At 69.5% G+C, this 26338-nt stretch carries 29 protein-coding genes and 2 pseudogenes; 11 read left to right on the top strand and 20 right to left on the bottom strand.

Going from position 1 to position 26338, the window contains the following annotated elements:
- Positions 1–62 precede the first annotated feature (62 nt).
- From OG568_RS08600 to OG568_RS08585, 4 genes are all read right to left on the bottom strand, one after another.
- Complete coding sequence (locus OG568_RS08600; protein ID WP_329530967.1) at positions 63–1292, bottom strand: NAD(P)/FAD-dependent oxidoreductase; 1230 nt, start codon at positions 1290–1292, stop codon at positions 63–65.
- Positions 1293–1359: 67 nt separating this feature from the next.
- Positions 1360–1542 (bottom strand): rhodanese-like domain-containing protein, encoded by a 183-nt coding sequence (locus OG568_RS08595; protein WP_329530966.1) that lies wholly within the window; start codon positions 1540–1542, stop codon positions 1360–1362.
- 68 nt (positions 1543–1610) lie between these two features.
- Positions 1611–3104 (bottom strand): sensor histidine kinase, encoded by a 1494-nt coding sequence (locus tag OG568_RS08590; RefSeq protein ID WP_329530965.1) that lies wholly within the window; start codon positions 3102–3104, stop codon positions 1611–1613.
- Complete coding sequence (locus tag OG568_RS08585) at positions 3094–3789, bottom strand: response regulator transcription factor (RefSeq protein ID WP_329530964.1); 696 nt, start codon at positions 3787–3789, stop codon at positions 3094–3096. Before OG568_RS08585 ends, OG568_RS08590 begins: the two co-directional genes overlap by 11 nt.
- Positions 3790–3960: 171 nt before the next feature.
- On the opposite strand from OG568_RS08585, the gene OG568_RS08580 reads away from it, so the two are divergent.
- Positions 3961–4638 (top strand): DUF2202 domain-containing protein, encoded by a 678-nt coding sequence (locus tag OG568_RS08580; RefSeq protein ID WP_329530963.1) that lies wholly within the window; start codon positions 3961–3963, stop codon positions 4636–4638.
- Between the two features lie 357 nt (positions 4639–4995).
- On the opposite strand, the gene OG568_RS08575 is transcribed toward OG568_RS08580, so the two are convergent.
- The 3 genes from OG568_RS08575 to OG568_RS08565 all read right to left on the bottom strand — a co-directional run bounded on the left by OG568_RS08575 (position 4996) and on the right by OG568_RS08565 (position 6519).
- Positions 4996–5163, bottom strand: coding sequence for a hypothetical protein (locus OG568_RS08575; RefSeq protein ID WP_329530962.1), 168 nt, complete (start codon positions 5161–5163; stop codon positions 4996–4998).
- A gap of 79 nt (positions 5164–5242) precedes the next feature.
- The gene (locus OG568_RS08570; RefSeq protein ID WP_329530961.1) at positions 5243–6073 is read right to left on the bottom strand and encodes a hypothetical protein; all 831 of its coding nucleotides are present in this window, start codon (positions 6071–6073) and stop codon (positions 5243–5245) included.
- Positions 6074–6303: 230 nt separating this feature from the next.
- Positions 6304–6519, bottom strand: a complete 216-nt coding sequence (locus tag OG568_RS08565; RefSeq protein ID WP_329530960.1) for a three-helix bundle dimerization domain-containing protein — start codon at positions 6517–6519, stop codon at positions 6304–6306.
- A gap of 160 nt (positions 6520–6679) precedes the next feature.
- Between OG568_RS08565 and OG568_RS08560 the strand changes: the two genes are divergently transcribed.
- A complete protein-coding gene (locus OG568_RS08560; RefSeq protein WP_329530959.1) occupies positions 6680–6898 on the top strand; it encodes a hypothetical protein in 219 nt (72 codons plus the stop codon).
- Here the strand turns inward: OG568_RS08560 and OG568_RS08555 are convergent.
- Together OG568_RS08555 and lgt are read right to left on the bottom strand one after the other, a co-directional pair.
- Positions 6856–7689, bottom strand: a complete 834-nt coding sequence (locus OG568_RS08555; protein WP_329530958.1) for a phosphatase PAP2 family protein — start codon at positions 7687–7689, stop codon at positions 6856–6858. The genes OG568_RS08560 and OG568_RS08555 overlap by 43 nt on opposite strands.
- Complete coding sequence (lgt, locus tag OG568_RS08550) at positions 7686–8576, bottom strand: prolipoprotein diacylglyceryl transferase (RefSeq protein ID WP_329530957.1); 891 nt, start codon at positions 8574–8576, stop codon at positions 7686–7688. The genes OG568_RS08555 and lgt overlap by 4 nt, the downstream gene beginning before the upstream one ends.
- Positions 8577–8744: 168 nt before the next feature.
- Here lgt and OG568_RS08545 point away from each other — a divergent pair, with 168 nt between their 5' ends.
- On the top strand, positions 8745–9251 hold the full coding sequence (locus OG568_RS08545) for a MarR family winged helix-turn-helix transcriptional regulator (RefSeq protein WP_329530956.1): 507 nt from the start codon (positions 8745–8747) through the stop codon (positions 9249–9251).
- A 93-nt stretch (positions 9252–9344) separates the two neighbouring features.
- Positions 9345–9716 (top strand): hypothetical protein, encoded by a 372-nt coding sequence (locus tag OG568_RS08540; protein WP_329530955.1) that lies wholly within the window; start codon positions 9345–9347, stop codon positions 9714–9716.
- Between the two features lie 137 nt (positions 9717–9853).
- On the opposite strand, the gene OG568_RS08535 is transcribed toward OG568_RS08540, so the two are convergent.
- The 5 genes from OG568_RS08535 to OG568_RS08515 form a co-directional block, all read right to left on the bottom strand.
- Positions 9854–10114, bottom strand: a complete 261-nt coding sequence (locus tag OG568_RS08535) for a hypothetical protein (protein ID WP_329530954.1) — start codon at positions 10112–10114, stop codon at positions 9854–9856.
- Between the two features lie 318 nt (positions 10115–10432).
- A complete protein-coding gene (locus OG568_RS08530) occupies positions 10433–12274 on the bottom strand; it encodes a phospholipase C (protein WP_329530953.1) in 1842 nt (613 codons plus the stop codon).
- A 177-nt stretch (positions 12275–12451) separates the two neighbouring features.
- A complete protein-coding gene (efeB, locus tag OG568_RS08525) occupies positions 12452–13687 on the bottom strand; it encodes an iron uptake transporter deferrochelatase/peroxidase subunit (RefSeq protein ID WP_329530952.1) in 1236 nt (411 codons plus the stop codon).
- Complete coding sequence (locus OG568_RS08520) at positions 13684–14880, bottom strand: EfeM/EfeO family lipoprotein (RefSeq protein WP_329530951.1); 1197 nt, start codon at positions 14878–14880, stop codon at positions 13684–13686. The genes efeB and OG568_RS08520 overlap by 4 nt, the downstream gene beginning before the upstream one ends.
- Positions 14881–15454: 574 nt before the next feature.
- Positions 15455–15814, bottom strand: a complete 360-nt coding sequence (locus tag OG568_RS08515) for a potassium-transporting ATPase subunit KdpA (RefSeq protein WP_329530950.1) — start codon at positions 15812–15814, stop codon at positions 15455–15457.
- Positions 15815–15876: 62 nt separating this feature from the next.
- Here OG568_RS08515 and OG568_RS08510 point away from each other — a divergent pair, with 62 nt between their 5' ends.
- From OG568_RS08510 to OG568_RS08490, 5 genes are all read left to right on the top strand, one after another.
- Positions 15877–16554 carry a DUF429 domain-containing protein gene (locus OG568_RS08510; RefSeq protein ID WP_329530949.1) on the top strand — a complete coding sequence of 226 codons (678 nt, stop codon included), beginning with the start codon at positions 15877–15879 and terminating at the stop codon, positions 16552–16554.
- 111 nt (positions 16555–16665) lie between these two features.
- Entirely contained in the window at positions 16666–16806 is a 141-nt protein-coding gene (locus OG568_RS08505) for a hypothetical protein (RefSeq protein ID WP_329530948.1), read from the top strand.
- 59 nt (positions 16807–16865) lie between these two features.
- Positions 16866–17261, top strand: coding sequence for a hypothetical protein (locus OG568_RS08500; protein ID WP_329530947.1), 396 nt, complete (start codon positions 16866–16868; stop codon positions 17259–17261).
- A 200-nt stretch (positions 17262–17461) separates the two neighbouring features.
- Positions 17462–18073, top strand: a complete 612-nt coding sequence (locus OG568_RS08495; protein ID WP_329530946.1) for a hypothetical protein — start codon at positions 17462–17464, stop codon at positions 18071–18073.
- A gap of 79 nt (positions 18074–18152) precedes the next feature.
- Entirely contained in the window at positions 18153–18956 is an 804-nt protein-coding gene (locus tag OG568_RS08490) for a hypothetical protein (protein WP_329530945.1), read from the top strand.
- Positions 18957–19110: 154 nt separating this feature from the next.
- Here the strand turns inward: OG568_RS08490 and OG568_RS08485 are convergent, their stop codons facing one another.
- The 5 genes and pseudogenes from OG568_RS08485 to OG568_RS61355 all read right to left on the bottom strand — a co-directional run.
- The gene (locus tag OG568_RS08485; protein WP_329530944.1) at positions 19111–19611 is read right to left on the bottom strand and encodes a winged helix-turn-helix domain-containing protein; all 501 of its coding nucleotides are present in this window, start codon (positions 19609–19611) and stop codon (positions 19111–19113) included.
- Between the two features lie 39 nt (positions 19612–19650).
- The gene (gene pstA / locus OG568_RS61365; RefSeq protein ID WP_443077854.1) at positions 19651–20463 is read right to left on the bottom strand and encodes a phosphate ABC transporter permease PstA; all 813 of its coding nucleotides are present in this window, start codon (positions 20461–20463) and stop codon (positions 19651–19653) included.
- A gap of 204 nt (positions 20464–20667) precedes the next feature.
- Positions 20668–21666, bottom strand: a pseudogene (gene pstC / locus OG568_RS61360) (phosphate ABC transporter permease subunit PstC); the annotation flags it as partial.
- Between the two features lie 92 nt (positions 21667–21758).
- Complete coding sequence (locus OG568_RS08475) at positions 21759–22379, bottom strand: PstS family phosphate ABC transporter substrate-binding protein (RefSeq protein ID WP_443077853.1); 621 nt, start codon at positions 22377–22379, stop codon at positions 21759–21761.
- Positions 22289–22723, bottom strand: a pseudogene (locus tag OG568_RS61355) (substrate-binding domain-containing protein); the annotation flags it as partial. The gene OG568_RS08475 and the pseudogene OG568_RS61355, both read right to left, overlap by 91 nt.
- On the opposite strand from OG568_RS61355, the gene OG568_RS08465 reads away from it, so the two are divergent.
- Positions 22671–22997 (top strand): hypothetical protein, encoded by a 327-nt coding sequence (locus OG568_RS08465; RefSeq protein WP_329530940.1) that lies wholly within the window; start codon positions 22671–22673, stop codon positions 22995–22997. The pseudogene OG568_RS61355 and the gene OG568_RS08465 sit on opposite strands and share 53 nt — an antisense overlap.
- Positions 22998–23191: 194 nt before the next feature.
- The gene (locus OG568_RS08460) at positions 23192–24229 is read left to right on the top strand and encodes a phosphatase PAP2 family protein (RefSeq protein ID WP_329530939.1); all 1038 of its coding nucleotides are present in this window, start codon (positions 23192–23194) and stop codon (positions 24227–24229) included.
- A 265-nt stretch (positions 24230–24494) separates the two neighbouring features.
- Here the strand turns inward: OG568_RS08460 and OG568_RS08455 are convergent, their stop codons facing one another.
- Positions 24495–25811 (bottom strand): MFS transporter, encoded by a 1317-nt coding sequence (locus OG568_RS08455; protein ID WP_443077587.1) that lies wholly within the window; start codon positions 25809–25811, stop codon positions 24495–24497.
- Between the last annotated feature and the right edge of the window lie 527 nt (positions 25812–26338).

Below are 26338 nucleotides of genomic sequence, written 5' to 3'. Positions count from 1 at the left end.
TACGCCCTTGATTCGAGGGCGTGGTGACCGGCCCGGGGCGGGGGATGTCCCGGGCCGGCCGGTCAGAGGCGGCCGGTGAGCATGCCGTGCCAGTACACCGGCGGCAGGCCGTACCGCTTGAACACCCACATCGTGCGCCGCTCCTTGAAGGGGTTGATCAGCGGGAAGCTGGGTGTGGGGTTCAGGTCGTAGTCGAACTCGGCGAGCAGCATCCGGTCGCGGGCTGTCACCAGGGGGCAGGACGTGTAGCCGTCGTACCGGTGCGACGGAGCCCGGCCGTTCATCACGTCGAGCAGATTGGCGGCCACGACCGGCGCCTGCTTGCGCACGGCCGCACCGGTCTTGGACGTGGGCAGGTTCGCCACGTCACCGAGGGCGAAGATATTGTCGTAGGAAGGGTGTTGGAGCGTGTGCTTGTCCGCGGCGACGAACCCCTGGGGACTCGCCGGGTCGGCGAGCGGGCCCGTCTTGATCCAGTCGGGTGCGCTCTGCGGCGGCACGGCGTGCAGGAGGTCGTAGCCGATGGTCTCCTTCGTGCCGTTCGCGTGGTCGGTGACGGTGATCTCGCGGGCGTCGCCGTCGACGGCGGTCATCTCGGAGCGCAGCCGCACCTCGATCCCGTACCGGGCGGCCACCTTCTCCAGGACCTGTGACCAGGCGGGCACCTTGAACATCGCCGGATCGGGGAGGACGAGGATGATCCGGATGCGGTCAAGCACTTTCTGCTTGCGCCAGTAGTCCGCCGCCAGGTAGGCGATCTTCTGCGGTGCGCCGCCGCACTTCAGGGGCGTCGCCGGGTGCGTGAAGACCGCGGTGCCCGAGCGCATCTGCTTGATCAGCTCCCAGGTGCGCGGGGCGTACTCGGGCGCGTAGTTGCTGCTCACCCGGTCGTGGCCGACGGCCTTGGCGAGGCCGGGCACGCCGTCCCAGTCGAGTTGGAGGCCGGGCGCAGGCACCAGGTACTCGTAAGTGAGTTCGGCGCCGCCGGAGAGCGTCACCGTGCGGGCGTCGGGGTCGACGGCCTGGGCGCGCCGGCGGATCCAGCGCACTCCGTCGGGTATGACGGATCCTTCGGGGCGGCGGGTGGCGCGCAGGGGGGCCTGGCCGCCGCCGACCAGGGTCCACAGCGGCTGGTACCAGTGGGTGTCGGACGGTTCGATCAGGGTGATGTCACTGACGCCGGCGCGGCGCAGGCGGGCGGCGACGCTGATGCCGGCGCTGCCGCCGCCGATGACGGCGACGCGGTGGCGGCCGGAGATCGGCTCGCCGATGGGTGAGGGGGTGGCGGTCAAGGCGGAGCTCCTTCTCTTCTGGCCCGGGTGTCAGGCGTCAGGTGTCGGTGTGGGGTCAGGCCGCGTGCTAGACGGGTCCTGCCGCGACCGGGCGTCCGTCGCGGGCCCAGGCGGGCGCGGTGCGCAGTGGCATCAGCCGCGCGCCAGGCACATGCCCGGCCGCGTACTCGTCCGCCTCCCGTACGTCGACCACGAGCCCACCGTCGCACCAGGCCGCCGCGAACGTCTCCTGCGTCACTTCGCGAGCCACTTCGTTGCCTCCTTAAATACCCCCGGGGGTTTACTGCTGTCGAGAGTACGGCGGCTTCGAGAAAGGCGTCAAATACCCCTAGGGGTATTTGCCCGTGAGGCAACATCCGGCGTTGCGCGCGATTCAAGGGCAGACCCGGAGCGCCGTGCGCCGGCCCTGGGCAGGCGGAGGGTCATCCGGGTCCCGCCGCTTGGTGAGGAGTCCGCGGTGACCGTGCCGCCGTGGGCGGTGACCAGCTCTTTGACGACGGCCAGGCCGATGCCGCTGCCGCCGGTCGCGCGGCCACGGGTGCCGCGCCAGAGGCGGTCGAAGACATGGGGCAGTTCGTCGGCGGGGATGCCGGGACCGGTGTCGGCCACCTCGACGAATGCCTCGGCAGCGGTGGAGGAGGTGGTGACGGTGACCGTGTCGCCTGGACGGCAGTGGCGTGCTGCGTTGCTCAGCAGGTTACCGAGGGCCTGGTGCAGGCGGTCCGCGTCGGCGTGCACCGGCAAGGGGGCAGCGCCCGTGCGGGTGTGCACGGTCAGTCCGGCGGCGCGCAGTTCGGCATCGCGGTCGGCCACGGCGGCACGGACCAGGGTGCTCAGGTCCACCTCGGTCAGGTGGAGGGACAGCCGTGCCGACTCGGCCTCCGCCAGCTCCCCGAGGTCACCGACGACCCGGCCAAGTCTCAGGGTCTGGTCGTGGAGAGCGGCCAGCCGATCCGGGGCAGGGTCGGCGTAGCCGTCGCGCAGCTCTTCGAGCCCTGCCTGCAACGCCGCGAGCGGGGTGCGCAGTTCGTGGGCGATGTCGGCCGCCAGCCGGTGGCGGGCCTGCTCGGTGCGGGTCACGTCGTCGGCCATGGCGTCGAAGGCGCGGGCGAGGTCGCCCAGTTCACCCGGGGCGTCGATCCGGGCGCGGGCGCTGCGGTCTCCGGCGGCGAGCGCTCGGGCGGTGGCCGCGACCCTGACCACGGGAGTGGTCAGGCGCCGGGTGACGAACCAGGTGACGGCCAGCGCGAGGGCGAGAGCGCCGAGAGCGGCGACGGACACCCAGCCCCAGGCCACGGACAGTCCCGCCGAAGCTGCCCCGGCCGGGAAGCGCAGCTGTATCGAGCCGGCCGTGCTCCCGTCCACCACGACAGATGCGCTCGCGGTGGGCCCGGAGGCGTTGCCGCGCGTGTGTGGGCCGTGTTCCTGGCCGGGCATGCCGTGGTCGGTTCCGGAGCCGTTGGTGCCGAGGACGGCATGGCCGTTCGCATCCCGTACGGTCAGTGTCGCTCCGCCGCCGTCGGACAGCGTCTGGGCAGCGGAGAGGTCGGCCGCCGTCCAGCCGTCCGCTGCCCGGTAGGCGTCCGCCGCGGCCGCGGCCACTCGGGAGGCGGTGTGTTGGCGATCGGCCTGGTGGGCACTGCTCAGCCCGCGGCCGGTGCCGACGAGTGCCGCGGCCGTCAGCAGGGCCACGGACGCCAGTGCGACCAGGGCGAACGCGGCGAACAGCCGTCGGCCCAACGGGCCCAGTCCGCCCGTCGGTTGAGCGGGCGGGACCTGTGCTGCGGGGTGCTGTGAAGGCTCAGGGGTCACGGGACCACCCCAGGCGGTAGCCCACACCCAACACCGTCTCCACAAGGGTCGATCCGGCGGACCCGAGTTTGTGCCGGAGGTTCTTCACATGCGAGTCGACGGTCCGCTCGTAGCCGGCGAACTCGTAGCCGCGCACCCGGTTGACCAGCTCATAGCGCGAGTACACCCGTCCGGGCACCGATGCCAGCGCGGTGAGCAGTCCCCACTCGGTGGGCGTCAGTTCCAGCGCCGCGCCGTCCAGCACCACTTCGTGCCGGGCCTCGTCGACACGCAGTCGTCCTCCGCCGTACGACGAGACCGGCGCCGCATCCGTTGCCGTACCCCGGGCGCGCTGCAGGACCGCGCCCACCCTGAGTACCACCTCGGTGGGGCTGAACGGCTTGGTCACATAGTCGTCGGCGCCCAGTCGCAGCCCGTGGATGCGGTCCTCGACGGTGGTGCGCGCCGTGAGCACGACCACCGGCACGCGGCCCCGTTCACGGGCCTCGCGCAGGACCTCGTCACCGTCCACGTCCGGCAGCCCGAGATCGAGTAGCGTCAGGTCGATCCCTCGCTCACCGAGCAGTCGTACGGCCTCCGCGCCCGACCCGGTCGTCAGCACCCCGTATCCGGCGCGCTCCAGGTAGCGGCGCAGCAGATCGCGGATCTCCCTCTCGTCCTCGACGACGAGCACCGTGGTGGACATGTCCCACACCTACGCGCCCGGGCGGTCCGCCGGCGAGGGCCGAACGGCCCAACCCGCCCGGCCGGACGGTCTCCATCCCGTCTCCACACACACGGCACACCGACTGCAGCATCCGCCGCGACGGTGATGGTGCGGGAACGGACCAGGTCCCCGCGGACCGAAGGAGGAATCATGAAGCGCAACGTCAAGGTGGCCACGACCATCACCGCGGGCGCCCTCGCCATCGCCGGCGTCCTGGCGGTGGGCCCGGTGACCGCGGACACGGGCGGCGGGCGGCCGACGCCGGACCGGACCGTCGCGCAGAGCCTGACGGCGGACGGCGGACAGTACGCGCACCGTCACGGTGACGGTATGCCGGACGGCCGAGGAGACGGAACCTGCATCCGGTCCGGCCTCGTCGAGCAAGGCACCCTGACCGCCGACCAGAAGGCCACGCTCGCGAGCATGGCCGAGGAGGAGAAGCTGGCGCACGACCTGTACACGGCGTTCACGGACCGCTACGACGTGCGGATCTTCGAGCGGATCGCGGCAGCCGAGACCAACCACCTGACCGCAGTCCGCACCCTGCTGGACCGCTACGTCGTCACCGACCCGACCGCGGGCAAGGCGACCGGAGTCTTCACCGACCCCACTGTCCGGGCCACCTACGACCGGCTGCTGAAGCAGGGTGAAGTCAGCCTGAACGAGGCCCTGAAGGCGGGACACACGGTCGAGACCGACGACATCGCCGCGCTGACCAAGGCGCTGTCCGGACTCACGGCCCCGGACGCGCGCCAGGTGTACACCAACCTGCTCGCCGCCTCGGAGCGGCACCAGGCGGCCTTCGAGCGCTGGATTTTCAGCGAGTAGACGAATGGCGGGCAGGGGGTGGTTGCTGATCGCGGCCTGCCCGTCCCGAGAAGTGGTTCTGGCGGAGTCATCCGGGTGACTTCGCCTCGCCGCGCTCTCCGCCCACCGATGGAAGGCCCTTCCGTAGGTGCCGGCGGTCGTCTCCTGGACGACCCGTTCGACGGCCGCACGCCGGGCCGCGTCGTCGGTCAGGGCCAGGGCCCGCTCAAGGTCCTGCCGTAGCCGTTGCGGCATGTCGCCTTCCGGATCGGCAGCGGTGCGGTGCCGTGGCTGCCATCCGGGCAGACCCTTCATCGTGTCGCTTCTTCCCCTGTGTCACCGCGGGCACGAGCGTGACCGGGTGAGGCGACGATCGCGTCAGCGCGGTGTTCGGGGCGTGTAAGGGCCGTCGGAATCGATGTCCGGGGTGGCGGTGCCGGGCCGGGGCGGCAGTTGGACGGCGAAGCAGGCGCCGCCCTCGGGAGCCTTCCCGTGGGTGGTGATGGCGCCGCCGAGGCGGGTGGTCAGGCGACGGGCGATGGCCAAGCCGAGGCCGCCGCCGACGGGGCGGACTCCGCGGTAGTGGTCGGAGAGGGCGCCGGATTCGGTCGGGCGAGGGCGGTGCTTACTGAAACCCTCCCGATTGATCCTTGGCCCACCACAGGAACGCTGCGGAGTGCTGCTGGTTGGCGAAGCCTTCGCCGACGAGGGTGTGCAGGAGGTCGTTGCTCCAGAGGATGAGCCGCCCGAGGGTCCAGTTCACCGACTCGGGCGCCGGCAGCTCCAGCCCGTAGACCAACCGCGCGATCTCACGCTTGCCACCCGCCTCCGTCGTGTACTTGAGGATCGACAGGAACCGGTCGGGCTGCATCACGCAGAGAACTCTCGTGAGGAGGGCTTCCTTGAATCCGGTCATGGCGAACGGCTTGGTGCCGTCCAGCAGTTGCTGCAGCCGGTCCTCAAGCGGCACGTCGGCAGGCCCGTACAGCAGGTACTCGATCGTCTCGCGGGTCGTTTCCCCTGCCGCGGCGTCGCCCATGGCGTTCCAGGCGGAGTTGAAGGTGGCCTGGTTGCCAGGGCGGGCTCCGACCTCGGAGTTGGCGAAGTCCTTCAGAAGCCTCGGGGGGTAGGTCCGCAGCCCGTCGGGCGAGAAGATCTTCTGGTACTTCGCCCAGTAGGCCGCTACCGCGGGGTCGAAGTCCGGTTTGGTTGCGAGGTACTGCGCCTTGAGCCGGGCCGCGCGTTCCAGCCACTTGGGCTCGACGTCCTCGGCTTTCGGGAAACGGGCCCTGAGGTCGTTGAAGGAGTAGGACGGCATCTTCTTCGGGGCAGCGGGCTCACCATGCTGCCATTCGTAGCCGCACCGGTGCTTCACGACCCGACGTCCGTCATCGAGCGTGCGGACCACCTCGATGTCCTCGTCGTCGCTGCACAGCGGACACATGACCAGCCCCATGGCGACCCCCGTTCGAACGGTGGTCGTACCCCACCGTGAGCCAGTGCGCTCTTCACCCAAGGCCCGCATTCTTGCACCTGGCCTGGCCTGGGCCGGGCGAGGGCGGGTACCACTCAGCCGACGCGGGCCGATCTTGCCGCCGTGCTCGGTGGCGATCGCACCCAGGGGGGATTGGCGGCGCTCGGGTCATCGCTGATCGCCGGCTCTGCCGCAGCAGGAGCCCCGTCGCGTCACTCTCCTTGGCCGGAGTGCTCCTTGAGGATGCGGCGGGCCTTGCGCTCGATGAGGACGGGCACGTGCGTGCGAATCGGCAGGGTGCTCAAGGACTCGCGGGCTTCGGCGACAGCGGCCTCAATCTCATCGGGAGTGCGGCGGTCGCTGAAGGCTGTCTTGAGCTGCTCGGTCACCCGCTGGATGGCGGCTTCTTCGTTCAGGTCAATCGACACGGCTCCCCCTGGCGTCAGGGCTCTTCGTCTTCCTGAGAGGCCCGCGGCAGCGCCATGGACATTCCACGCTTCGTCATCTGGGCGGAGCGGGTGGCGCCGCCGCGGGACCCGAGATGGAACGATAGCAAAATATTTCGGGGACCGATATATCGTGGGGAGTGTGGCCACTCGAATGAGTCCCCGCCCCTCCAGAAGGCGCTGGTCCGCCGTGCTCACCGAGGAGCGGGCCCGCGGCCTGGACGTCCTGGTCACGGCTGTCGCGGTGACTGGCGCGATGGTGTTGCAGGCGCGCTGGCTGGCCGTTGTGGCCGGAGTGTGGTCGGTGGTGGCGCTACGTCAGGGCTGGGTGGCGGTCAGGTCGTTCCGGCGCGGGAGGTAGGCCAGACGTCCCGTGAGCAGCCGCTGGACGAGGAAGCCGATCGCCAGGGCGGCGACCCCGGCGGCCGCGTCGGCGACGAAGTGGTTGGCGGTGGCCAGGATGACGGTGAACGTCGCCAACGGATAACAAAAGCCGAGCACTCGCACCCACGTGCGGTGAGCCAGGAAGGCCAGGGCGAGACCGGACCAGGTCGACCAGATGATGTGCACCGAGGGCATGGCGGCGTACTGGTTGGAGAGAGAGGCCACATCGCCCGACGCCCACGATCCCCAGGTGTGGTGGACCACCACGGTGTCGATGAAGCCCTGCCCGGCCAGGAAGCGCGGCGGGGCGGTGGCGTAGAAGTCGAAGCCGGCCAGCGCGAGCAGGGTGGCCGTGTACAGGGCGGTGCGCACCGCCCTGTAGCGGTCTGGGTGGCGGACGTACAGCCACACCAACACGCCGATGGTGACGATGAAGTGCAGGGTGGCGTAGTAGTAGTTCATCCCCACGATCAGCCAGCCCACCCGGTCGGCCGCGTGGTTGACCGTGAGCTCGACGTCCACGTGCAGCAGCCGTTCGGCGTGCAGGATGGTGTGCGCGCGGTGCAGGGCGGCCGTTCGGTGGGCGGGTACGGCGTTGCGGGTGAGGGTGTAGGCCCAGTAGAGCAGCGCGGTGCAGGTCAGCTCCACCGACAGCCGGGGCCGGTCCAGCGGGCGCAGCCGGGCCGGCAGCAGCGGGCCGGGGCGCCACCGCCGAGGGCTCTGGTCGGCGACGGCCGCAGATGCGGAGGTATCCGGTGCCGCCGTCACACCCGCTCCCGGCCGGACGTGTCGGTCGCGACCGACGTCAGCACCTTCTCTTCACCCTTCCCAGGCGGGTACGGGCCGTCGTCGCCCGGACGAGGGCGGCGGCTGGCGACCAGGTAGAGCAGCGCGCCGGTGAACAGGACGAGGGAGACGTAGTCGTTCAGGCGCAGTCCCAGGAAGTGGTTGGCGTGATCGATCCGCAGCGCCTCGATCCAGGCCCGTCCGGTGGTGTACGCCAGCACGTAGCAGGCGAACAGGCGGCCGCGCCGTAGCCGGTCGTGGTGGCGGGCGTCGAGCAAAAGCAGCAGGGCCATGACGCCGAGGTCCCACAGCGACTCGTACAGGAAGGTCGGTTGGTAGTAGGCGACGGTGGGGCTGTCGGCGGGCCGGTGGGCCGGGTCGATGTACAGCGCCCACGGCACATGCGCGGGGCGGCCGAAGAGCTCCTGGTTGAAGTAGTTGCCCCAGCGGCCGATCGCCTGGGCCAGCACCAGCCCAGGTGCGACGGCGTCGGCGAAGTCGGACAGCTTGATGCCCCGGCGGCGGCAGCCCAGCCAGGCGCCGACCGCGCCGAGGGCCACCGCACCGGGGATGCCGAGGCCGCCGTCCCAGATGTACAAGGCGCGGATCGGCTGCTTGCCGGCGGCGAAGTACAGCTCAGGGTCGGTGATCACGTGGTAGATGCGGCCGCCGGCGATTCCGAAAGGCACCGCCCAGATCGCGATGTCGGCGATGTCCTCGCGGCGTCCGCCCCGGGCCTGCCAACGGCGGCCGGTGAGCCACACGGCGGTGAAGATGCCGGACAGGATGCACAGCGCGTACGCGCGGATCGGCAGCGGTCCGAGATGCCACACCCCCTGCGACGGGCTGGGGAGGTACGCCAGGTTCATGGGATCGACCGTTCTCACGCGCACGGGGACCCGACTCGGGGGGCGGGGACGACCCACCCGACGATACATCGGACACCGAAGCTTTTGGAACGAGTGCCGGACGGAGGCGGCCGTCCGAGCTGCGGACGGCCGGGACACGCCCGTGTGCGGCCCGGCTACCCTTGCCCCATGTCTGCGCAGCCCCGCTCCGAGGTCTCCCCGCCCCCTCCCGCCGGGCAGGCGCCGGACGCCCGCCTGCTCACCGAGGCCGTCACCCGGCTGCGCCGCGCGCTGCGCGCCTCGATCCGCACCGACTACCCGTGGGAGACCCTCCCCATGGCGCAGGTCGAGCTGCTGCAGGTGCTGGGCGAACACTCGCCCGCCCGGATCAGCGACCTCGCCGCCCGCCAGCGCCTCGCGCCCAGCACGGTCAGCGGACTGATCGGCCAGATGATCACCGCGGGGCTGGTCGCCCGGGAGGTCGATCCTGTCGATCGCCGCGCCTCCGTGGTCACCCTCACCGACGCCGGGCGCGACCAGCTCGCCGCGTGGACCACCGCCCACGAACGCCGCATGGACGCCGCGCTCGCCGCCCTCGACGACACCGAGCGCGCGGCCATCGCGAACGCGCTGCCCGCGCTCTTCCAACTGGCCGAACACCTCGGCGGGCCGGCCGACGGCGCGCCGGAGCAGTGATCAGCGCACGGGTGTGCCTTCAGAGGCTCCCGCGACGCGGTTGAGTACGCGTACGGATGGTGCCGTGCGGCGGCTTCCGCGCAGGGTGCCCGCGTGACGGATTCCTCTGACGCGACGTCCGCGCGGCAACGGCGCAGGGTCATCGCGCTCCTCGTGGTGACGGCCGTGCTCCTGCTCCCGCTCCTGGGCGGGTTGTGGTACGCCGCCAACGACGCGCTCCAGCACCGGAGCACGACCGACTGGCGTGGCAACCACAAGGTCAAGCAGTCGCTTGAGTATGCCGTCGCGCTGATCGTCGGTGCGCCCTGCTTCGGGGCTCTCCTCGCCGGGATGGTTGCCGCCATGGCGGGACGCCGCGCTGGGATCCCCGCGGCCACGGGCGCCCTGGTCGGCACACTGGCCCTGTGGATCGCCGGCATCGTCGCGATCTACGTCGCCCTCAGCAATGCCACGTTCGTCTTCTGAGGAAGCCGGACCGGTCACCTTGCGCGGAGGCCATCAAGAAGGCGAGTCCGGGCATATCGACGAGGTGGAGGCCGGCTCGGTGCCGGCCTCATACAGCCGACGTCGTTCCCGCCTGAAGTCGATCTTCGTTGAGGTCGTCATCCCAGTGTCCGGGTGCCCGGGGAGGGGCGGTGCCGGCGGATCGCCACGGTGCCGGCCAAGAGTGCCAGGGTGGCCGTGAGCGGGGTGACGGCCGTCCACCAGGTGATCACCGCGTAGGGCAGTGCCCCGAGCAGCGAGGCCGCGACCGCGGCGGGTACGGAGCGGCCCGCGATCCATGGTGCGACCGCCACGGCGAGTCCACCGGCCAGTCCCGTCCACAGCAACAGCGGTGTGTCGGCGGTTGCTGCGACGAGCATCAGGCAGGCGCCCAGTGCGCCGGTCAGGATGGCCGGTCGGGCGTGGCGGACGGCGCGGGGGGAGATCCCGTCCCGTTGTTCGAGTTCGTGCTTCCTCCGCGTGCTGCCAAGGCTGCCGTGCCGGTACTCGCTGTGGTCACCGTGTGTGGTCTGATGGCTCTTGTCGTTCGCCGCCCTTTACCGGACAGCGAGCGACATCCGCACGCAGCGAGAGCGGGGCTCACCTCCCGTGGGAGAACGTGGTGAGTGCTGCCGATCCGACGGAGCGGACGCGGCGCGGCCCAGGAGGACCGCGCCGCGCTGATCATGCAGGTTGCGTCACGTGGTCGCGCGCTGCTTGCGGCGCAGGGTGAGGTACGTGCCCGTGGCGCCGGCGGCCAGCAGGGCGCCAACGCCGAGGCCCACCGGGACGGTGGGGAACGACGAGGTGTCGGTGGTCGCGGCGGTGTTCTGCATCGCCGGGCCCGGGGTGATGCTTGTCGCGACCGGCGCGACGTGGTGGATGGGGCCGACGGACTTGACCGAGCCGTCCGAGTTGAGCAGCACCTGCTTGTTGTTGGGGTGCCTGAAGTCGAACATGCTGGTCAACGAGCCCGCGGTGGCGTCGAAGGAGTGGTCGCCGATCCGGCCGGTGTGCCAGTTGTCCTCGATGAACTTGATAACCGAGGACTGGTCGGTCAGCGCGTGGGAGACCTTGTTGACCTTGCTGTACGGGGAGACCACGAGGAGAGGCTGGCGGGTGCCGGGGCCGCAGCGGTCGGCGTAGCCGCCGGACGCCTTGGGGCCGGTCTGGCAGGCGGCGCTGTCGGTGGCCTTGCCGTTGGAGCCGAGGGTGGTGTCCGTGGAGCCGTTGCGCGGGGCGACGTAGGCGTGGTCGTACCAGCCGTCGGAGTCGTCGTAGGCGATGACGATCGCGGTGGACTTCCACTGCGGCGAGGACTGTACGGCGTTGATCTGGTCGACGAGGAAGTGCTGTTCGTCGATCGGGTCGGAGTAGGCGGCGTGGCCGTCCTGGTACTCGGGGGCCTTGACGAAGCTGACGGCCGGGAGCTTGCCCGCCTTCGCCGCGGCACCGAAGTCGGTCAGGTCGTAGTTGTGGTTGGCCTGGCCGGCGTGGCCGATCTCGTCGACGCTCTTGGGCGGCAGGTGGTGCGGGTTGGACGTCGACTTGTAGTACTCGAACGGTGAGTGGTGCGGGCTGTAGTCGACGACTGCGGCGCCGCCGACGTTGGTGTGTGTGGTGTCGCACTTGGCGTAGTCGCCCTGCTTGCCGTCCCACGCGGTGGACGGCCGGAAGCCGCCCTGGAACCAACCCCAGCTGACGTTCTTGGAGTTGAGGGCGTCACCGATGTTCTTGCCCTGCATCGCGGCGAGCGCGTTGGTGCTGGTGTGGTCCTTGCCGGAGCAGTCGTCGTAGGCCGGGTCGGGGTCGTTGATGACCGTGCCGACGCCCTTCGCGTCGGGCGACTTCACCGTGTACGCGTCGGGCGTCGAGGTCTGCTTCGGGTTCTCGGTGCCGGAGGTGGGGTCTGTCGAGATGACGCCGTGCGTCTGGCCGGAGACCAGGTTGAGGGCGCCGGGCGTGGAGGGGCCGTAGACCGAGCTGTAGGAACGGTCGTTCATGGCGTACTGCTGTGCGTAGTTCCACAGCGCGGTGACGGTGTTGCCGTCGTAGTAGTCCATGACCAGGCCCGGCTCGCCGAAGAGGCCGCCGCTGCACTTGTTGACCTCGGTGTTCTGCACGTACTGGTCGGCCTTGCCGCCGTTCGCGGCGTACTGCTCGGCCCCGTAGTTGTGGTTCTGGTCGCAGGTCATGGCCTGCGCCGGGGTGAGCCGCTTCGGCGCGTACTGGTTGGGGTTCTTCGTCAGCAGCCCGGCGTGCGCGAGGGTGTCGATGTTCTTCGGGGTCTTCCTGGACGCCGTGAACTTCGTGCCGTCGGTGTTCGCGGCCTTCGGGTAGGTCGCGAAGTAGTGGTCGAACGAGACGTTCTCGTCGAAGAGGACGACCACGTGCTTGATGGGCGTGGCCGTCGAGGAGTGGCCGTGGTGCCCGTCCGCCGTGGCCGCCCACGTCGGTGCGCCGCCCAGAACGGTGAGCGTGGCAGCGCCCGCGAGCGCCCCCAGACTCCGAATCGTTGCTCGTCTTCCCCTGCTGGCCATGCTGCTTCACCCTCCGGACACCGATGCGATTGTGCTGTACGGATCGCGATGCTGTGCCCGGCGGTCGGCCGCCCGGCGGAGTCATCATGGCGCCGGAGTGAACACCGAGTCAGGGAAACCAGGCCAAGGATTGACCGTGTATTGACCAACTGAGCCGGTCGAGTTGTCCGGACAGGTTCAGTGGAGGAGGGCGCGCCCGTACCAGTCCGCCTCGTCCCGTACGCCGGGCAGCGCGAAGAAGTAGCCGCCGCCGAACGGCTTGATGTAGTCGGTGAGTGGCTCGCCCGCCAGACGATTCTGCACGGTCTCGAACTGCCGGACCAGGTCCTGCTGGTAGCAGCAGAACAGCAGGCCCATGTCGAGGTTGCCGTTGCTGTCCGTGCCTCGGTCGTAGTTGTAGGCGCGGCGCAGGATCCGCTGGCCGGCGGTCTGTGCGGTGCGCGGATTGGCGAGGCGGATGTGCGCGTCCAGCGGGATGACGTCGCCCTTGGGATCGGACGGGTAGTCCGGCGTGTCGTGTTCGGCGTTGCCGTCCAGGGGTGCGCCGGACTCGCGGGCCCGGCCGAACATCCGCTCCTGCTCGCTGAGGGAGACCCGGTCCCAGAACTCCACCAACATGCGGATCAGCCGTACGACCTGATAGCTACCACCGACCGCCCAGTCGGGTTCGCCGCTGCCCCGTCCCACCCATACCAGGCGGTTCATCTGCTGGGCGTCGGTCGCCTCCGGGTTGGCCGTGCCGTCCTTGAAACCCAGCAGATTGCGCGGGGTTCCGGACGGGCGTGGCGGGCTGCTGAAGCCATCGAGGCGCCAGCGGACCTGAAGGCCGCCGCGGGTGTGCCGGGCGATGTCGCGCAGGGCGTGCAGGACGGTGTCCGTGTCGTCGGCGTGCAGTTGCAGGCTCAGGTCGCCGTGGCACCAGTCGGACTGGAGGTCGTCGTCGGGGAACACGGGCATGGTGGTCAGGCGCCGAGGGCGCTGCGCGCCCAGGCCGTATCGGTCGTCGAAGAGGGCGGATCCGACCCCGACGGTCACCGCCAGGGCGCCGGAGGGCAGTCGCTCGCCCAGGATGCCCGAGTCGGTGGGCGGCCCGGTGATGCCGACCGGCTGGGGCGTGCCGCCAGAGGTGAGGAAACGGGCGCGCTCGGTGAGAGTGCGCAGTAGGTCGGTCAACTCGGCGCGGTTCTCGGCGGTCACGTCGAAGGCGGTGAAAGCGGTGACCCGGCGGGGCGTGGCGAGCACCGACTCCTGGTGCGGGCCGTGGAACGGGGCGACCGACGGCGCACCGGCGGAGGTGCTTGGGGCCGCCGCCCCGCCGGCGGCGAGCCCGGCGCCCGCGAGGGCCGCGCCGCGCAGGAAACCGCGCCTGCCGACACCGCTTTTGCCTGGGGACGCATCCTTCGACGTGCTCACGCCGTCCTCCGCGGGTCGCACAGGGTGGCCACCGATGCGAGCCGCTCGGCCAGATCGTCGAGGACCGCGTCGGTCTTCTCCCGCTGGGCCCGGCTCAGGTGGTCCAGCGCGGTCCACGCGCCCCCGTGGCGGAAACCGTCGAGGACGTGCTGGGCACGCTCCAACGCCCGGTCCAGGCCCGGCAGATCGGCGTACCGGGTGGTGAGCAGGGGGCGCAGCCGGGACAGGACGGCGCGGGTGCCGTCGAGGTTGGCGCGGGCGGTCGCGAGGTTGCTGCCGCTGCCGTAGTCGGTCCGACCGGTCAGCTCGAACTGCACGGTGTTCTCCAGGATCTCGTGCGCCCGCAGGCCGAGTTGGGCCGGGTCCATGCGGGTCTGCGACCAGTCGTCGCGCAGCGCGGTGACGGCGTTGACGAGGGCGGCGGCCGGGGCGCGCAGGGCGGGGGCGGACTCGCCGTGCCACAGCCCGTACTCGATGCGATGGAAGCCGGTGAAGTGCTGGTCGTGCACCCCTGCGTGCAGTCCCGCGTCCGTCCCGTTGATCTGCCCGTCCGCATCGCCGAAGGCGTCGTACGCCGCGCCGAGCCGCTCATACTGCAGATGCGCCGGCAGCCAGGCCGTACGGGCATCGGCGAGATCGCCGCGGTCGATCGCGTCCCGCAGTTTCCCGGTCAGCGTCACCACGTAGTCGAGCCCGGAACCGACCCACTTCTGGTAGCCGATCGACGGTGGGATCAGGTCGTGCTCAGTGACCGGCGCCGCCGCTGGACCGCTGCGCCCCTCGGTGATACGGACCGTGGGGCCCGTGACCGCGTCGGCGTCGTCCGGCAGGCATTTGAAGGCGTACGAACCCATTCCCAGCCGCACGGTCAACTCCCGAGTCGTACCGGGAGCAAGGCCCTCCACCTCGCCGTACACCGCGTGGCTCGCGGGGTCTTCGAGGTACACCTCGGCGGCCCCGGAGGAGGGGTTGTGCAGATCGAAGACCTGCAGGCCGGGCCGAGGCTCGTGCCAGCCGCGGCCACAGCCGCTCGGCGACACCTCCACGGCGGTGTGCGGCAGTCCGTCGGCGGTGACGTGCGCCTGGCTCGGCCCGCGCCGGAGGAAGAGGACTCCCACCAGGACGAGCACAAGCACAAGGCCGACGGCGCCCCACAGACGCAGCGGCCTCCGCTTGAGGCCGGACAACAGCATCCGGGCCTCCCGGTGTCGTGCCGAACGTGATCACCCCATGCTAGGTAGTGGCCTTGGCTCGAACAGCCGTCCAAAGAGACCCGTGACCAAGAGTTCCCTCCCGGTTCACCGGACGGCCTCCAGAGCTGGCACCCGGCCCGCCTATCGCGTCTCAGTAGCTGAAGGGCGGCTTGCGGGCTCCGATCGCCGCTCCGCCGTGACCACCCGCCACCGAGCCGGCTCCCGCCTACGGGATCCGGACACACGCGCGAGACCACCGAAGCGCGCCCGGCGGCCGTGCGGGCGGGCGCTCGTCCGCCGGCGTCGGGCGAGCAGCCCTGGTCCGCCGTGCCGCTTTTCCCCTTCAGTGACGCCACGACCTCTTCTGCCAGCTTCTTGGCGCTCGTGGCCCCGTTGTTGATGCCGTCGGTGGACAGCACGCTGATGACGGCCGTGCCCGCACGGGTGGCGATCGTCGTGGTGCCGCTCTCCCAGGCGCTGTCGGTACGGGTGATGGTGTATGCCTCGTCGCAGAGTCCGGCCGAGGTGGCGCCGGTGAGCGTCACCGTGCTGTGGGTGTCGGAGTCCGTGAAGCTCAGGCAGGCGGCGCCGACCTTGGCCCGTCGTCGAAGGCGAGCGCGACCCCCGTGCAAGCGAGGATCACCGTGGGCGGCATCAGCGCGTACACCACGACCCACCGCATCTCCCGGAACACGATCCGCTTGCGCAGGTACTCGGGAGTGCCGCCGACCATCAGACCGCCGATGAAGACGGCCACCACGACCACCATGATCAGGCCGCACAGTCCGCTGCCGGTGCCGCCGGGTGCGATCTCGCCGAGCATCATCGAGGACAGCAGTACACCGCCGCCGAGGCTGGAGAAGCTGTCGTACGAGGGCTTTGAAGGCCCACGCGGACGCGTTCGGCGGAGTCCTCCGTACAGATGTCTGACCATGGTCGGCGACTGGTCGGGCGCAGTCGCGGTAGGCTGCGCTCCTTGCGCGAGGGTGGGGTGCGATGGACGTCCTGGGAGTCGATGCCTGCGGTAAGCAGGGCTGGGTCGGGATCAGTCTCACGGACGGCACGTACGCCGGCAGCTTGGTGGATGCCCGGCTCGCTACGCTGATCGAGGGTGCCGCCGGAGCGCAGGTGATCGCGGTGGACATGCTGCTCGGCCTTGTCGAGAAGGGCTGGCGTGCCGCGGATCTTGCGGCCAAGACGCTTCTCGGCGCGCGGCGCAGCAGTGTTTTCCTCATAGCGCCTAGGTCGGCGTGGCAGGAGCGGGAGTACGCGGCGGCCGCGGACCGGTGCCAGGAGTTGACCGGTAATCGGCTGAGCCAGCAGGCATGGGCGCTGGCGCCGAAACTGCTTGCGGCTCGGGCGTGCTGGCTGGCCGATGAGCGGGTCCACGAGGTGCACCCTGAGGTGTCCTTCTACGCCTTGGCCGGCGGGGTTCCGCTGGCTTACGCGAAGAAGACCTGGCGGGGCCAGCACCTGCGCCGCTCTCTGCTGGCCGAGGCCGGGATCATGGTCCCGGACGCGCTCGGTGAGGCGGATCGCATTCCCGCCGACGACGTTCTCGACGCCGCTGTCGCGGCTTGGTCGGCGCACCGGATCGCACTGGGGATCGCGGACCGGGTTCCCGCGGTTCCTGAACTCGACGCGGAAGGCCGCGTCGTCGAGATTCGGTTCTGACCAACCGCCGGATATCAGGTCTCCTCGCAGGGGCCTCAGGGGGCAAGGGAGTTCAACGCCCGTCGGCATGTTCCGTTCGCTCCTACAGTAAGGTCCCGTGAAGCCGTTCTGGTGGACGAGGTCGCGCCGCTGATCGACGCGATGCTGCGTGCCGAGAACCCGGTCGAGAACCCGCTCGAGACCGGCTGCACCGCGAACCTGCGCTTGCGTCAAGGCGTTGGTACCGGCTCTGGTCTTCGCCTACTGTGGTGAGCTGGCTGCGGAGGAACGCATTTCAGTGGTCCGATGCTCGCGCGACGCAGGAGGCTCGGATGGGCGACATTCCGCGGAGAATTCGAATCGGTGGTTTGACGCGGCTTGAGCAGCGCGAGTTGACAGACGCGCTACCTCCGGAGCAGGTGGATACGGCCCAGGAGGACATCGGGCTCGGTGGGTTGCACGGCGATCTGGCCACCTGGCAGGTTGTTGTCGAGGCGTACGTTCCGACACTGCCCCTGCTCGCGGCATGGCTGCTGAAGCGGCGCAAGAAGTCCGTTGTCGAAGTCGAGGTCGAGATTCGGTCCTCCGACGGGACGGGGTGGGAGCGCCGCTCGGTGCGGATCGAGAGTTCGGAGCAGTCCGCTCCTGAGGCAGAAGTCCTGCGTCAGCTCACAGCGCTGATGCAGCCACCCCAGGCGGTTGACGGAGCAACAGGCGAGTCGCGGTAAGCGGCAGCAGTATGCGCCATTTCACCGACGCGTTCACCAACCAGGCGATTCTCTCACCCGAGCAGGTTTGCCAGTGGCTGCCGGAGTTGGTGCGGGCAGACGGGAAACCGCCAGCTGACTTCATGCCCGCGTTTCTCCACGAGGCAACGCATCACCGGTGTTTCTCCTCGCCGGTGCACACGGTGGTCACACTGCTCGGGATGCGCAGCCGCGTCGAGGCGTTCCTCGCTCTGGAGGCGTCGACCCCGGCGCGGCGGGCGCACTGGGAAGCGCGGTCCGCCGAGGATCTCTTGCGCGCCGAGACCGTCACGGACGTTTACCGTCCGCTCGCCGAGGGACTTGCGACCTTCGCCGAATTCGACCTGCTACCGGCGCAGTGGAACCGTTTGCTTCCCGCGCCGCTGCGCTGGGCGGTGAAGTTTCACGGAGCACGAACCGTGGTCGACCTCGCTCAGGTCAGACTCGGCGACGAGGTACGCCGCCGGAAGGAATCCCTGCTCGCCCAGCCGTTGTCGTGCCAGGACAGCAGCGGCTACCTCGCCGGCTATCTGACCGTCAAAATGCTGCAGAACCGTTGGTCTCTCGACCACCCGGAACCCGGGCTCTGGACCTCCGACCAATTCCTTGAGATGGCCTACCACTGGTTCTACGAGGACGAGGACCTGCTCGCACTCCTCCTTGAGCCCGGGCAGCGCGCTCCCGCGTCCGTGAACACGCTCGTCGAGTACCTGGCCCAACGCATCCAGGGCAGTTTCATGGGTATCGCGGCCCGACTGGCTGACGAACACCGAGCCAGGGTCGAGGCGGTGTGAACTTCGGGCCCGGTCCGCTACGCGGCGCCACGGGTCTCCCACGACGTCGGCCCCGGTGTTCGCGGATCTTCCGATAGACATGAACTCAGCTGGCCTCGAGTCCAGCCAACTCGCGCGCCACTTCTCGCTGATCCTGCACAGCCGCGATTTGATGCTGATCGGAAAGCTGCCGTGCAGCATCGACGTCCACGACGGACAGGCACACGTGTTCGCCGACGGCCGTGAAGTGGCGAGAATACCGACGGGGAAGTCGCGCGAGGGTCGGCACGCCCCGTCCTTTCTCTACGTGTACCTCATGACCGGCGGCGGGCAGCGGGTGGTGGCCGTCACTTCAACCGAGCCGGGCTTCAGCCTGCTGTGCTCGTCGGATCCCCCGTGGTCCGCAGGTCCAGTGTGGTCCAGCAACCCCGAGGTCGCAGGTGACAGCGTGTTCGCACTGGAGGGGCTCGTTCTCGGCAGACTCGCCCATTCCCTGGCTCAGGAGCTCATCTCTTCACGCGCTGAAGATTTCGGTCAGTTTCCGGGGCTGCGTCGCATGGGTGGCTATCGCAGGCAGACCCGAGGATTCCTCGACCCGATCTACCGGCTGGGCGGGGCGCTCGACGTGCCCGAGGACCAATTGGACCCCGTCTGGGCCCTCATGCGCGATGAGAGTTTCTACGGCCTGTTCGACCGTGACGCCGACTTGGTTCAAGCCCTTGCCACAGCCGGACTTGTCAGTTCTGCCGGTCTCGTTGGAAACCTTGAATGGGCGTTCGAGAGGATCGACACGACCGGCGATGTGGCTGTCGCATCCCTGCGAAGGTTCGCGGACCGATTCGGAATGTTCCGCATTGTCGACGGACGCGACGAGCCTTTCGGGCGACTGTTCTGTTCGGTGTGACAGGCGGTCATGCTCCTACTTGCGACCCTGGGCCACTGGAAAATCGGTGCTGCACGTCGCGCCGTGTGTCTGCACTCGCGATTGAGACTGTGTCCTATGTGGCGATGGCTCGTTGAGTGCCGAGCGGTGGACCTTGGGGGTGAGGGCTGCGGGATCAGCGGGTATTCGGGGATGCCGGCCGGCCGGCGGTGCCGGGGTCGGTCGGCTCGGCTGCGTCGGAGTTGGGGCTACCCGTGCTTGTAGCGGGCGGCGTGTTCGAGGGGCTGGGGCTGACGTCGAACACGCCGCCCAGACCCCGGACGGTACGAAGACGGGTCCGCAGGGCGGGATCGGCGGCGGCGAGGTGTTCGCGTACGCGTTTGATGTGAACGTCGAGTGTCTTGGTGCCGTCGGGGTGTCCGGGTGCCCAGCAGGTGTCCAGGAGCTGGCGGCGGGTCAGGACACGTCCGGCGTTGTCCATGAGAGCTGCCAGCAGCAGGAATTCCTTGAGCGGGATCTGCATGACTGTGCCGGCGATGCTCAGTTGCTTGCCGTCGAGGTCGAGTTCCACGGGGCCGACGGTGAGCAGGCGCAGTCGCCCCTGGGTGCTGGGAGGGACGACGATGTAGGTGCCGCGGCCTGTGGGGGCGTTGGGGCCGCTGCTGGTCGGGGCCATACGAGCCTCCTGTGTCGATTCGGCGGAAAGGGCGCGGTCTCAGGCGCGACCGGGTCTCTTCCACCAGGCGATCAGGCGGGCGACGAGGTTGAGCAGCATGATGATCAGGATGAGGGTCAGGGCGCCGGCCCAGGCCCGGTCGATGGCGGGGGCGTAGGGCTGGGTGGCCTCGTTGTAGATGAACGCGGGCAGGGAGCCCTGGGCGCCGCTGAAGGGGTTGAAGTTGATGGAGGAGGTGAAGCCGACGACAAGCAGAACGGGGGCGGTCTCGCCCATGACGCGGGCGATGCCGAGCATGATGCCGGTGACCATGCCGGGCAGTGCGGTGGGCACGACCACGCGCAGGATCGTCTGCCACCGGGGCGCTCCGAGGGCGTAGGCGGCTTCGCGGAGGGAGTCGGGGACGAGTTTGAGCATCTCCTCGCATGAGCGGATGACCATGGGCAGCATGAGGATGACCAGGGCGAGGGATCCGGCGAAGCCGGAGTCCTGGAAGCCGAAGGTCAGGATCCACAGGGAGAGGATGAACAGGCCCGCGACGATCGAGGGCAGGCCCATCATGACGTCCACCGTGAAGGTGACCATCGGGGCCAGCACGCCGCGGCCGTATTCGACGAGGTAGATCGCGACGAAGGTGCCGAGGGGTAGGGCGATCAGGGTGGCGATGCCGGCTTGTTCCAGTGTGCCGAGGATGGCATGGTAGGCGCCGCCGCCCTGGTCGGATTCGGCGATGTTGCGCATGGAGTTGTTCAGCAACACACTGTCGAACCGCTTGGCTCCCTTGCCGATCACCAACCACAGGATGGACGCCAGGGGCAGAACGGCGGCAGCGAAGGCGAGTGCGGCCAGCAATTGGGGAGCACCGTCGCGTATCCGCCGTCCGATCGTGGTGCCCTCTACCGGGATGAGCGCGACACTCGGGCGGTCGTCCGGGTTCCGGGTGCCGTGGGGTGCGGAGTCCAGCAGGTGGCGGAGTTCGTCGGCAGGTGCGTCGGCAGCGATGGCTTCGGCTTGCGGTGCCGGGGCGTCGGTGTGGGGGTGCTGGGTCGTGGTGCCACGGCGGGCGATCCAGCGGGCGAGGTAGTTCATCAGCAACGTCATGACGAACAGCACCAGGCCCGAGGCAATCAGGGCGCCGCGGCCGATGCCGAAGGCGTTCTTGAACTGGATGGCGATGTTGGCGGCGATGGTGTTGCCGCCGGGCTCGAGGAAGTGGCTGAAGAAGGTCTGGGTCTGCGACAGCACCATCGCCACGGCGATCGTCTCGCCCAGCGCACGGCCGAAGCCGAGGACGACGGCGCTGATGACGCCGGATCGCGCGTGGGGCAGCACGGCCAGACGGATCATCTCCCAGCGGGTGGCGCCCAGGGCATAGGCGGCCTCCTGAGTCTCGTGGGGGGTCTGCAGGAACACCTCCCGCGACAGGGCCGCGATGATCGGCAGGATCATGATTGCCAGCACGATGCCGGCAGCGAACACCGAGCGGGGGGCGGGCGAGCCGTCGTAGGAGAGGATCGGGATCCAGCCCAGGACATCGTCCACGAGTTTCGAGACGCCGCCCATGTGCGGGACGAGGAAGATGATCCCCCACAGGCCGTAGACCACCGACGGCACAGCCGCCAGCAGGTCGACGATGTAGCCGAGGACCTGGGCGAGGCGCCTGGGGGCGTACTGGGTGATGAACAAGGCGGCGCCGATCGCGACCGGCGCCCCGATGACCAGTCCGAACAGGGAAGTCACCAGGGTGCCCCAGGCCACCAGCGCGACCCCCCACACCGAGGGATCCTCATCGGGGCTCCACTCGAACGCGGTGAGGAAGTTCACGTGGTCGGCGGTGATGGCGTGCAGGGCTTGAGTGACCAGGAACGCGGCGATCGCGCCCATCAGCGCCAGCAGGAACACCGCTGCCCCAACGGCCGTCCCGCGGAAGGCCGCGTCACCGCGCTGGGCGCCACGCCGCCGCGTCAACAGCCCGGAGGAGGTGGGCCCTGCGGGACGGGTGCGTCCTTGTGCCGCGCCGGACGGATCGGCCGCGGTCGGCGACGTGCCGCTCATAGTTCTCCGGTCAGTGCGGGGGCAGGTGTTCGTTGGGGGCAGTCCGGCTGCCGCCCAAGGCAGTGGGGCGGCAGCCGGAGTCATGGGGCCTGTCAGCTCAGGGACTTCACCGAGGACTGCACAAGCGCCTGGATGTTCTTCGGCAGCTGGACGTAACCGGCATCCGGCAGTTCGCCCTGCGCGGTGTCACCGGCGCCGTAGTTCAAGAAGCCCTTGATCAGCGGAAGTTGGGATGAGGAGTTGCCCGAGGCGCACGCAATCTCGTACGTCACGAGGACCGCCGGGTAGGCGTTGGTGTCGGAGTAGCTGTAGTCAAAGGCCAGTTGCAGGTCCGCACCCTTCTGCTGGGTCTTGGCCTTGGAGATGAACGCCGAGGCGTTCTGCGTGGTGGCCTCGACGAACTGTCCCTTGGCGTTGCCCACCTTCGCCGTGGGCAGGCTGTTGGCCTGGGCGTAGGAGATCTCGGCGTAGCCGATGCCGCCCGCGGTGGTCTTGACCACCTGAGCGACACCAGAGCTGCCGTTCTGCCCCTGACCGCCGCTGCCCGGCCACTGCTGTTGGCCTTGGAGGGGAAGTCGGCCGGGTCGGTCTGGTTCAGGTAGTTGGAGAAGTTGTACGAGGTACCGGACTTGTCCGCCCGGTGGAACGTGGTGATCTTCGTACCGGGCAGGTTCACGCCGGGGTTGTCCTTCTTGATCGCCGCGTCGTTCCAGCTGGTGATCTTCCCGTTGAAGATCTTCGCGAGGGTCTGCGCCGACAGGTTCAACGGGGCGCTGACGCCGGAGACGTCGTACATCACGGCGATCGCGCCCGGCACCAGAGGAATGTTGATCGCCTTGTTGCCGCTGCCGCAACGCGCGTCAGCCTTGGGCTGGTCGGCCGCCGACAGTGGGAAGTCGGAACCGGCGAAGTCCACCTGCTTCTGCTCGAACGCCGTGACGCCCGCGCCGGAGCCGCTGTGGTTGTAGTTGACCGTCGCCCCGGAGCAGGCGCCCTGGTAGTCCTTGGTCCACTTCGATATCGCGTTGGCCTGCGCGCTGGACCCGGCCGGCGTCAGCGTGCCCGAACCGCACGAGACCCCCGATGCGGACGAGCCCGACGACCCGCTTGCGCTGGACGAGGTCGACGAACTGGCGTTGTTGTTGTCATTCCCGCACGCAGAGAGCGTGGCCGTCGCGAGCAGACCGACACCCGCCACAAGCGCAAACCGCTGGAGCTTCGCCGCAACTGTCCTTTCCTGGGCAAACCGGTTCCCCTGGGGGTCAGGTCCCGCCGCCGGATTCGTGAGCCTGTCGAGTTCAGGCACCGGCGAAGCTAGGAGCGGGCGGTGAAACACAAGGCGAACGCGAGTGAACCTGCCGTGTACCGACGGCCAATCTATTCGGTTACCGATATATTTGGTGAACGATATGTTCGGATAGCTACTTGTTCGGTGTCCGTATCACTCTCGGTGAGGCCGGAACAGGTACGGCACACGCCATGACCGTCGGCCCGCGGCCGTCGGAGAACCCGGAGACACATCAGGATGACGATCACCGTCGCCCCGACGCATCGCGATCGCCTTCGCTGGCGGACCGAACTGCCCCTCATAGCCGTCGTCTACGCCCTGTACTCCGGGGTTCGTCTACTGATCAGGGGCAAGGCGAGCGACGCCGTGAGGCACGGTGCCGACATCCTGCACTACGAGCAACTGATACCCCTGGACCCGGAGCACTGGCTCAACCGACTCTTGGCGAAGCATGCCTTCCTGGGCGTGCCCGCCGACTTCGCGTACGCCTCGCTGCACTACCTCGTGACGCCCGCCGTCCTGGTCTGGCTGTGGCGCCACCGCCCGATGCACTACCGGATGGCCCGCACCTGGCTGATGATCTCCACCCTGATCGGCCTCGTCGGCTTCACCGTGCTGCCCACCGCCCCACCCCGGCTGCTGACCGGCGGTTACGGCTTCATCGACACCATGGCGCAGTACAGCTCCTACGGCTGGTGGGGCACCGACGCGAGCGCACCGCGCGGCATGGGGCAGCTCACCAACCAGTACGCGGCCATGCCGAGCCTGCATGTCGGCTGGGCACTGTGGTGCGGACTCCTACTCTTCCGCTTCGGACGGCACTGGTCGGTGCGCACCCTCGGAGCGATCTACCCGGTGGTTACCGTCCTGGTGGTGCTGGGCACCGCCAACCACTACTTGATGGATGTCGCCGCCGGTGTCCTGGTGATGGGAATCGGCCTCGCGCTTGCCAAGCCCGCGCTACGTGTCGTCGAGGTGCTGCTCGTCCGCTGGCGCGCACGCAGGCAGGCAGCGGCTGTCTCGGCCTCGACAACGATTGCGTCCTCGGAGCCCAGCCCAGCGACCACGGACGCAGGTACCAAGGCGGCCTCGGCCGGGACCGAGCCACACGGCGACACCTCGGCGACGACGACTCCTGAGGTGTCTGCTCCCTTTGCCGGGGGCGCGGGAGTCATCGTCTGCGTACCGCGGCAGATATCGGCGCCCGTTTCCGAGCGAGGCGTCTCCCCGGCGGCCGAGGCATCGGCTCCCGCCGGCGATCGGGCGCGGGGTTGACGCGACAGGTGCTGCCCCAAAACGCCCTCGGCGGGCCACGGGCCGACCGTGGTACCCCACCCGAACCGCTCGCAGGCCGACCAGGCATCCCAGGCGCATGGCCCGGCCGAGTAGCGCGGCCACCGCAAGGCCCACGGCAGTGGTCACGTCGGCGACGGTAAGCCGGTCGTCCTCGTCGTCTTGCGCGAACCCTGCCTCACTGCCGCACCTCGCGTTCCCCGGCCGTCCCTGCCCCCTTCCGATCCGGCCGTCGACACCAACCGCGCTACTCGGTGACCATGCCGTTCGAGGCCGTCCGCCGCGGGCTGAGCCAGGCCGCCAGCAGCATCACGCCGGCAGCGGCCAGCAGCACCTTCACGGCGCCGTGGGCCGCCGGTGTCACGCTCCCGACCGGAGTGAGATGCAGGGCCAGGGTGACCAGCGCGACACCCAGCGCCGTGCCCAGACCCCTGGTCATGTTCACCAGCCCGCCACCCGTGCCGGACGCGGCCACCGGGAAAGCGCGCATGATCAGCGTGTTGTTCGCGGGAGTGAACACACCAAGCCCCACGCCCAGCAGCGCCAGCAGCAGCGCCGTCCACCCGGCCGCCACGGGCACCACCAACATGCACACCAGCGCACCACCGGCAACGACCGCACCCAGCAGGCACCTGCCACGATCGGTCGCTGAACGCGGCAGCACCCGCTCCGCGCCGGTGGCGGCCAGAGCGAATCCGGCCGGCAGCGCGCTGACCACCACACCGGTCAGCACCTCCGAGCAGCCCGCACGCACCAGCACGATCGGCACCAGGACCAACGGGCCGAAGAGCACCAGATAGCCGCTCAGCGCGCCCGCCAGCCCGGGCGAGACCGCTGGAAGGCGCAACAGCCCCAGATCCAGCAGCGGTACCGGCGCCCGGCGCTGCCGCAGGACGAAAGCAACGCCTGCCGCCACGGCCGCGGCGAACAACCCAGCCACCACCCAGGGCGGAAGCGGCAGCCCGGACGCCGCCGATACACCCAGCAGCAGCGACGTCGTCGCGGTCGCCAGCCACGCCAGCCCCCGCCAGTCGAACGCGGGCACCGGATTGCGGCTGCGGGTGCGCGGCAGCAGGAAATGCCCGGCCACCACCGCGACCACACCGATCGGCACGTTGATGCCGAACACCCACCGCCAGCCCACCGTGGCCACCAATGCCGCGCCCACTGTGGGCCCGATCGCCAGTCCCAGAGCCTGGGCCGCAGCCTGCACCCCCAGCGCCGTCCGCATCTTCTCCGGGGGCGCACTCGTGGCCACCAGCGCCACGCTGTTCGCCTGGAGCATCGCCGCACCGGCGGCCTGCACCACCCGGAAGGCGATCAGGGCGCCCAACGACGGAGCCAGGCCGCAGGCCGCCGAGGCGGCGGTGAAGACCACGAACCCGTAGAGGTAGAACAGCTTGCGTCCGCGGGCATCTGCCAGCCGCCCGACCGGCACCAGTAGCGCCACCAGCGTCAGCAGATACGCCAGCGACACCCACTCCACACCGGCCAGCGGAGCGTGGAACTGCATGCGCAGGCTGTGGTAAGTGAGCGTGACGATGCTGGCGTCAAGCTGGCCCATGAACGCGCCGAAGCACACCGTGGCGACCGCAAGCCACCAGGCGTTGGGGTGGTTACGTATGGCATTTGGACGAGGACGTTCCCGTACCAACACCGCCGACCACCCCGCCTCTGCTTTCTCCGTCCTGGTGCGCGTAGCGCGCCCGCTCACAGACCCTCCTCAGTGACGCGACGGCGGCAGGCAGGTGATGCGCCGCTCCGAATTCCCTCCAGATTACATCGGCAACAGAAATATTCTGTGACCGGAGGGAAAAGACTGTGCGTACTGTCCGCCCGAGTCCTCTCCTTCCCGCCTGACTGCTCCCAAGGTCCCAGTGGAGCTGAGCGGACCCCGTAGTCGTGGCCGGTGCAACGCCGGAGTGGAGCGGACCGGTCTGGAACCAGTCGGGGCCCGGGCATCCGTCACCCCGGGCGAACGATTGCATTACTCCGGCATCCGAAAGGTTCGGTATCCGATGTAGTGTCGTGCCGACCAGTTCGGCGGCCGGGGGAGGGCGCATGCGGAAAGCGGCGAAGATCGCAGTTGTC

The organism is Streptomyces sp. NBC_01450 (assembly GCF_036227505.1).
Taxonomy (GTDB): Bacteria; Actinomycetota; Actinomycetes; order Streptomycetales; family Streptomycetaceae; genus Streptomyces.
This window is presented reverse-complemented; position numbering and strand designations above follow the sequence as displayed.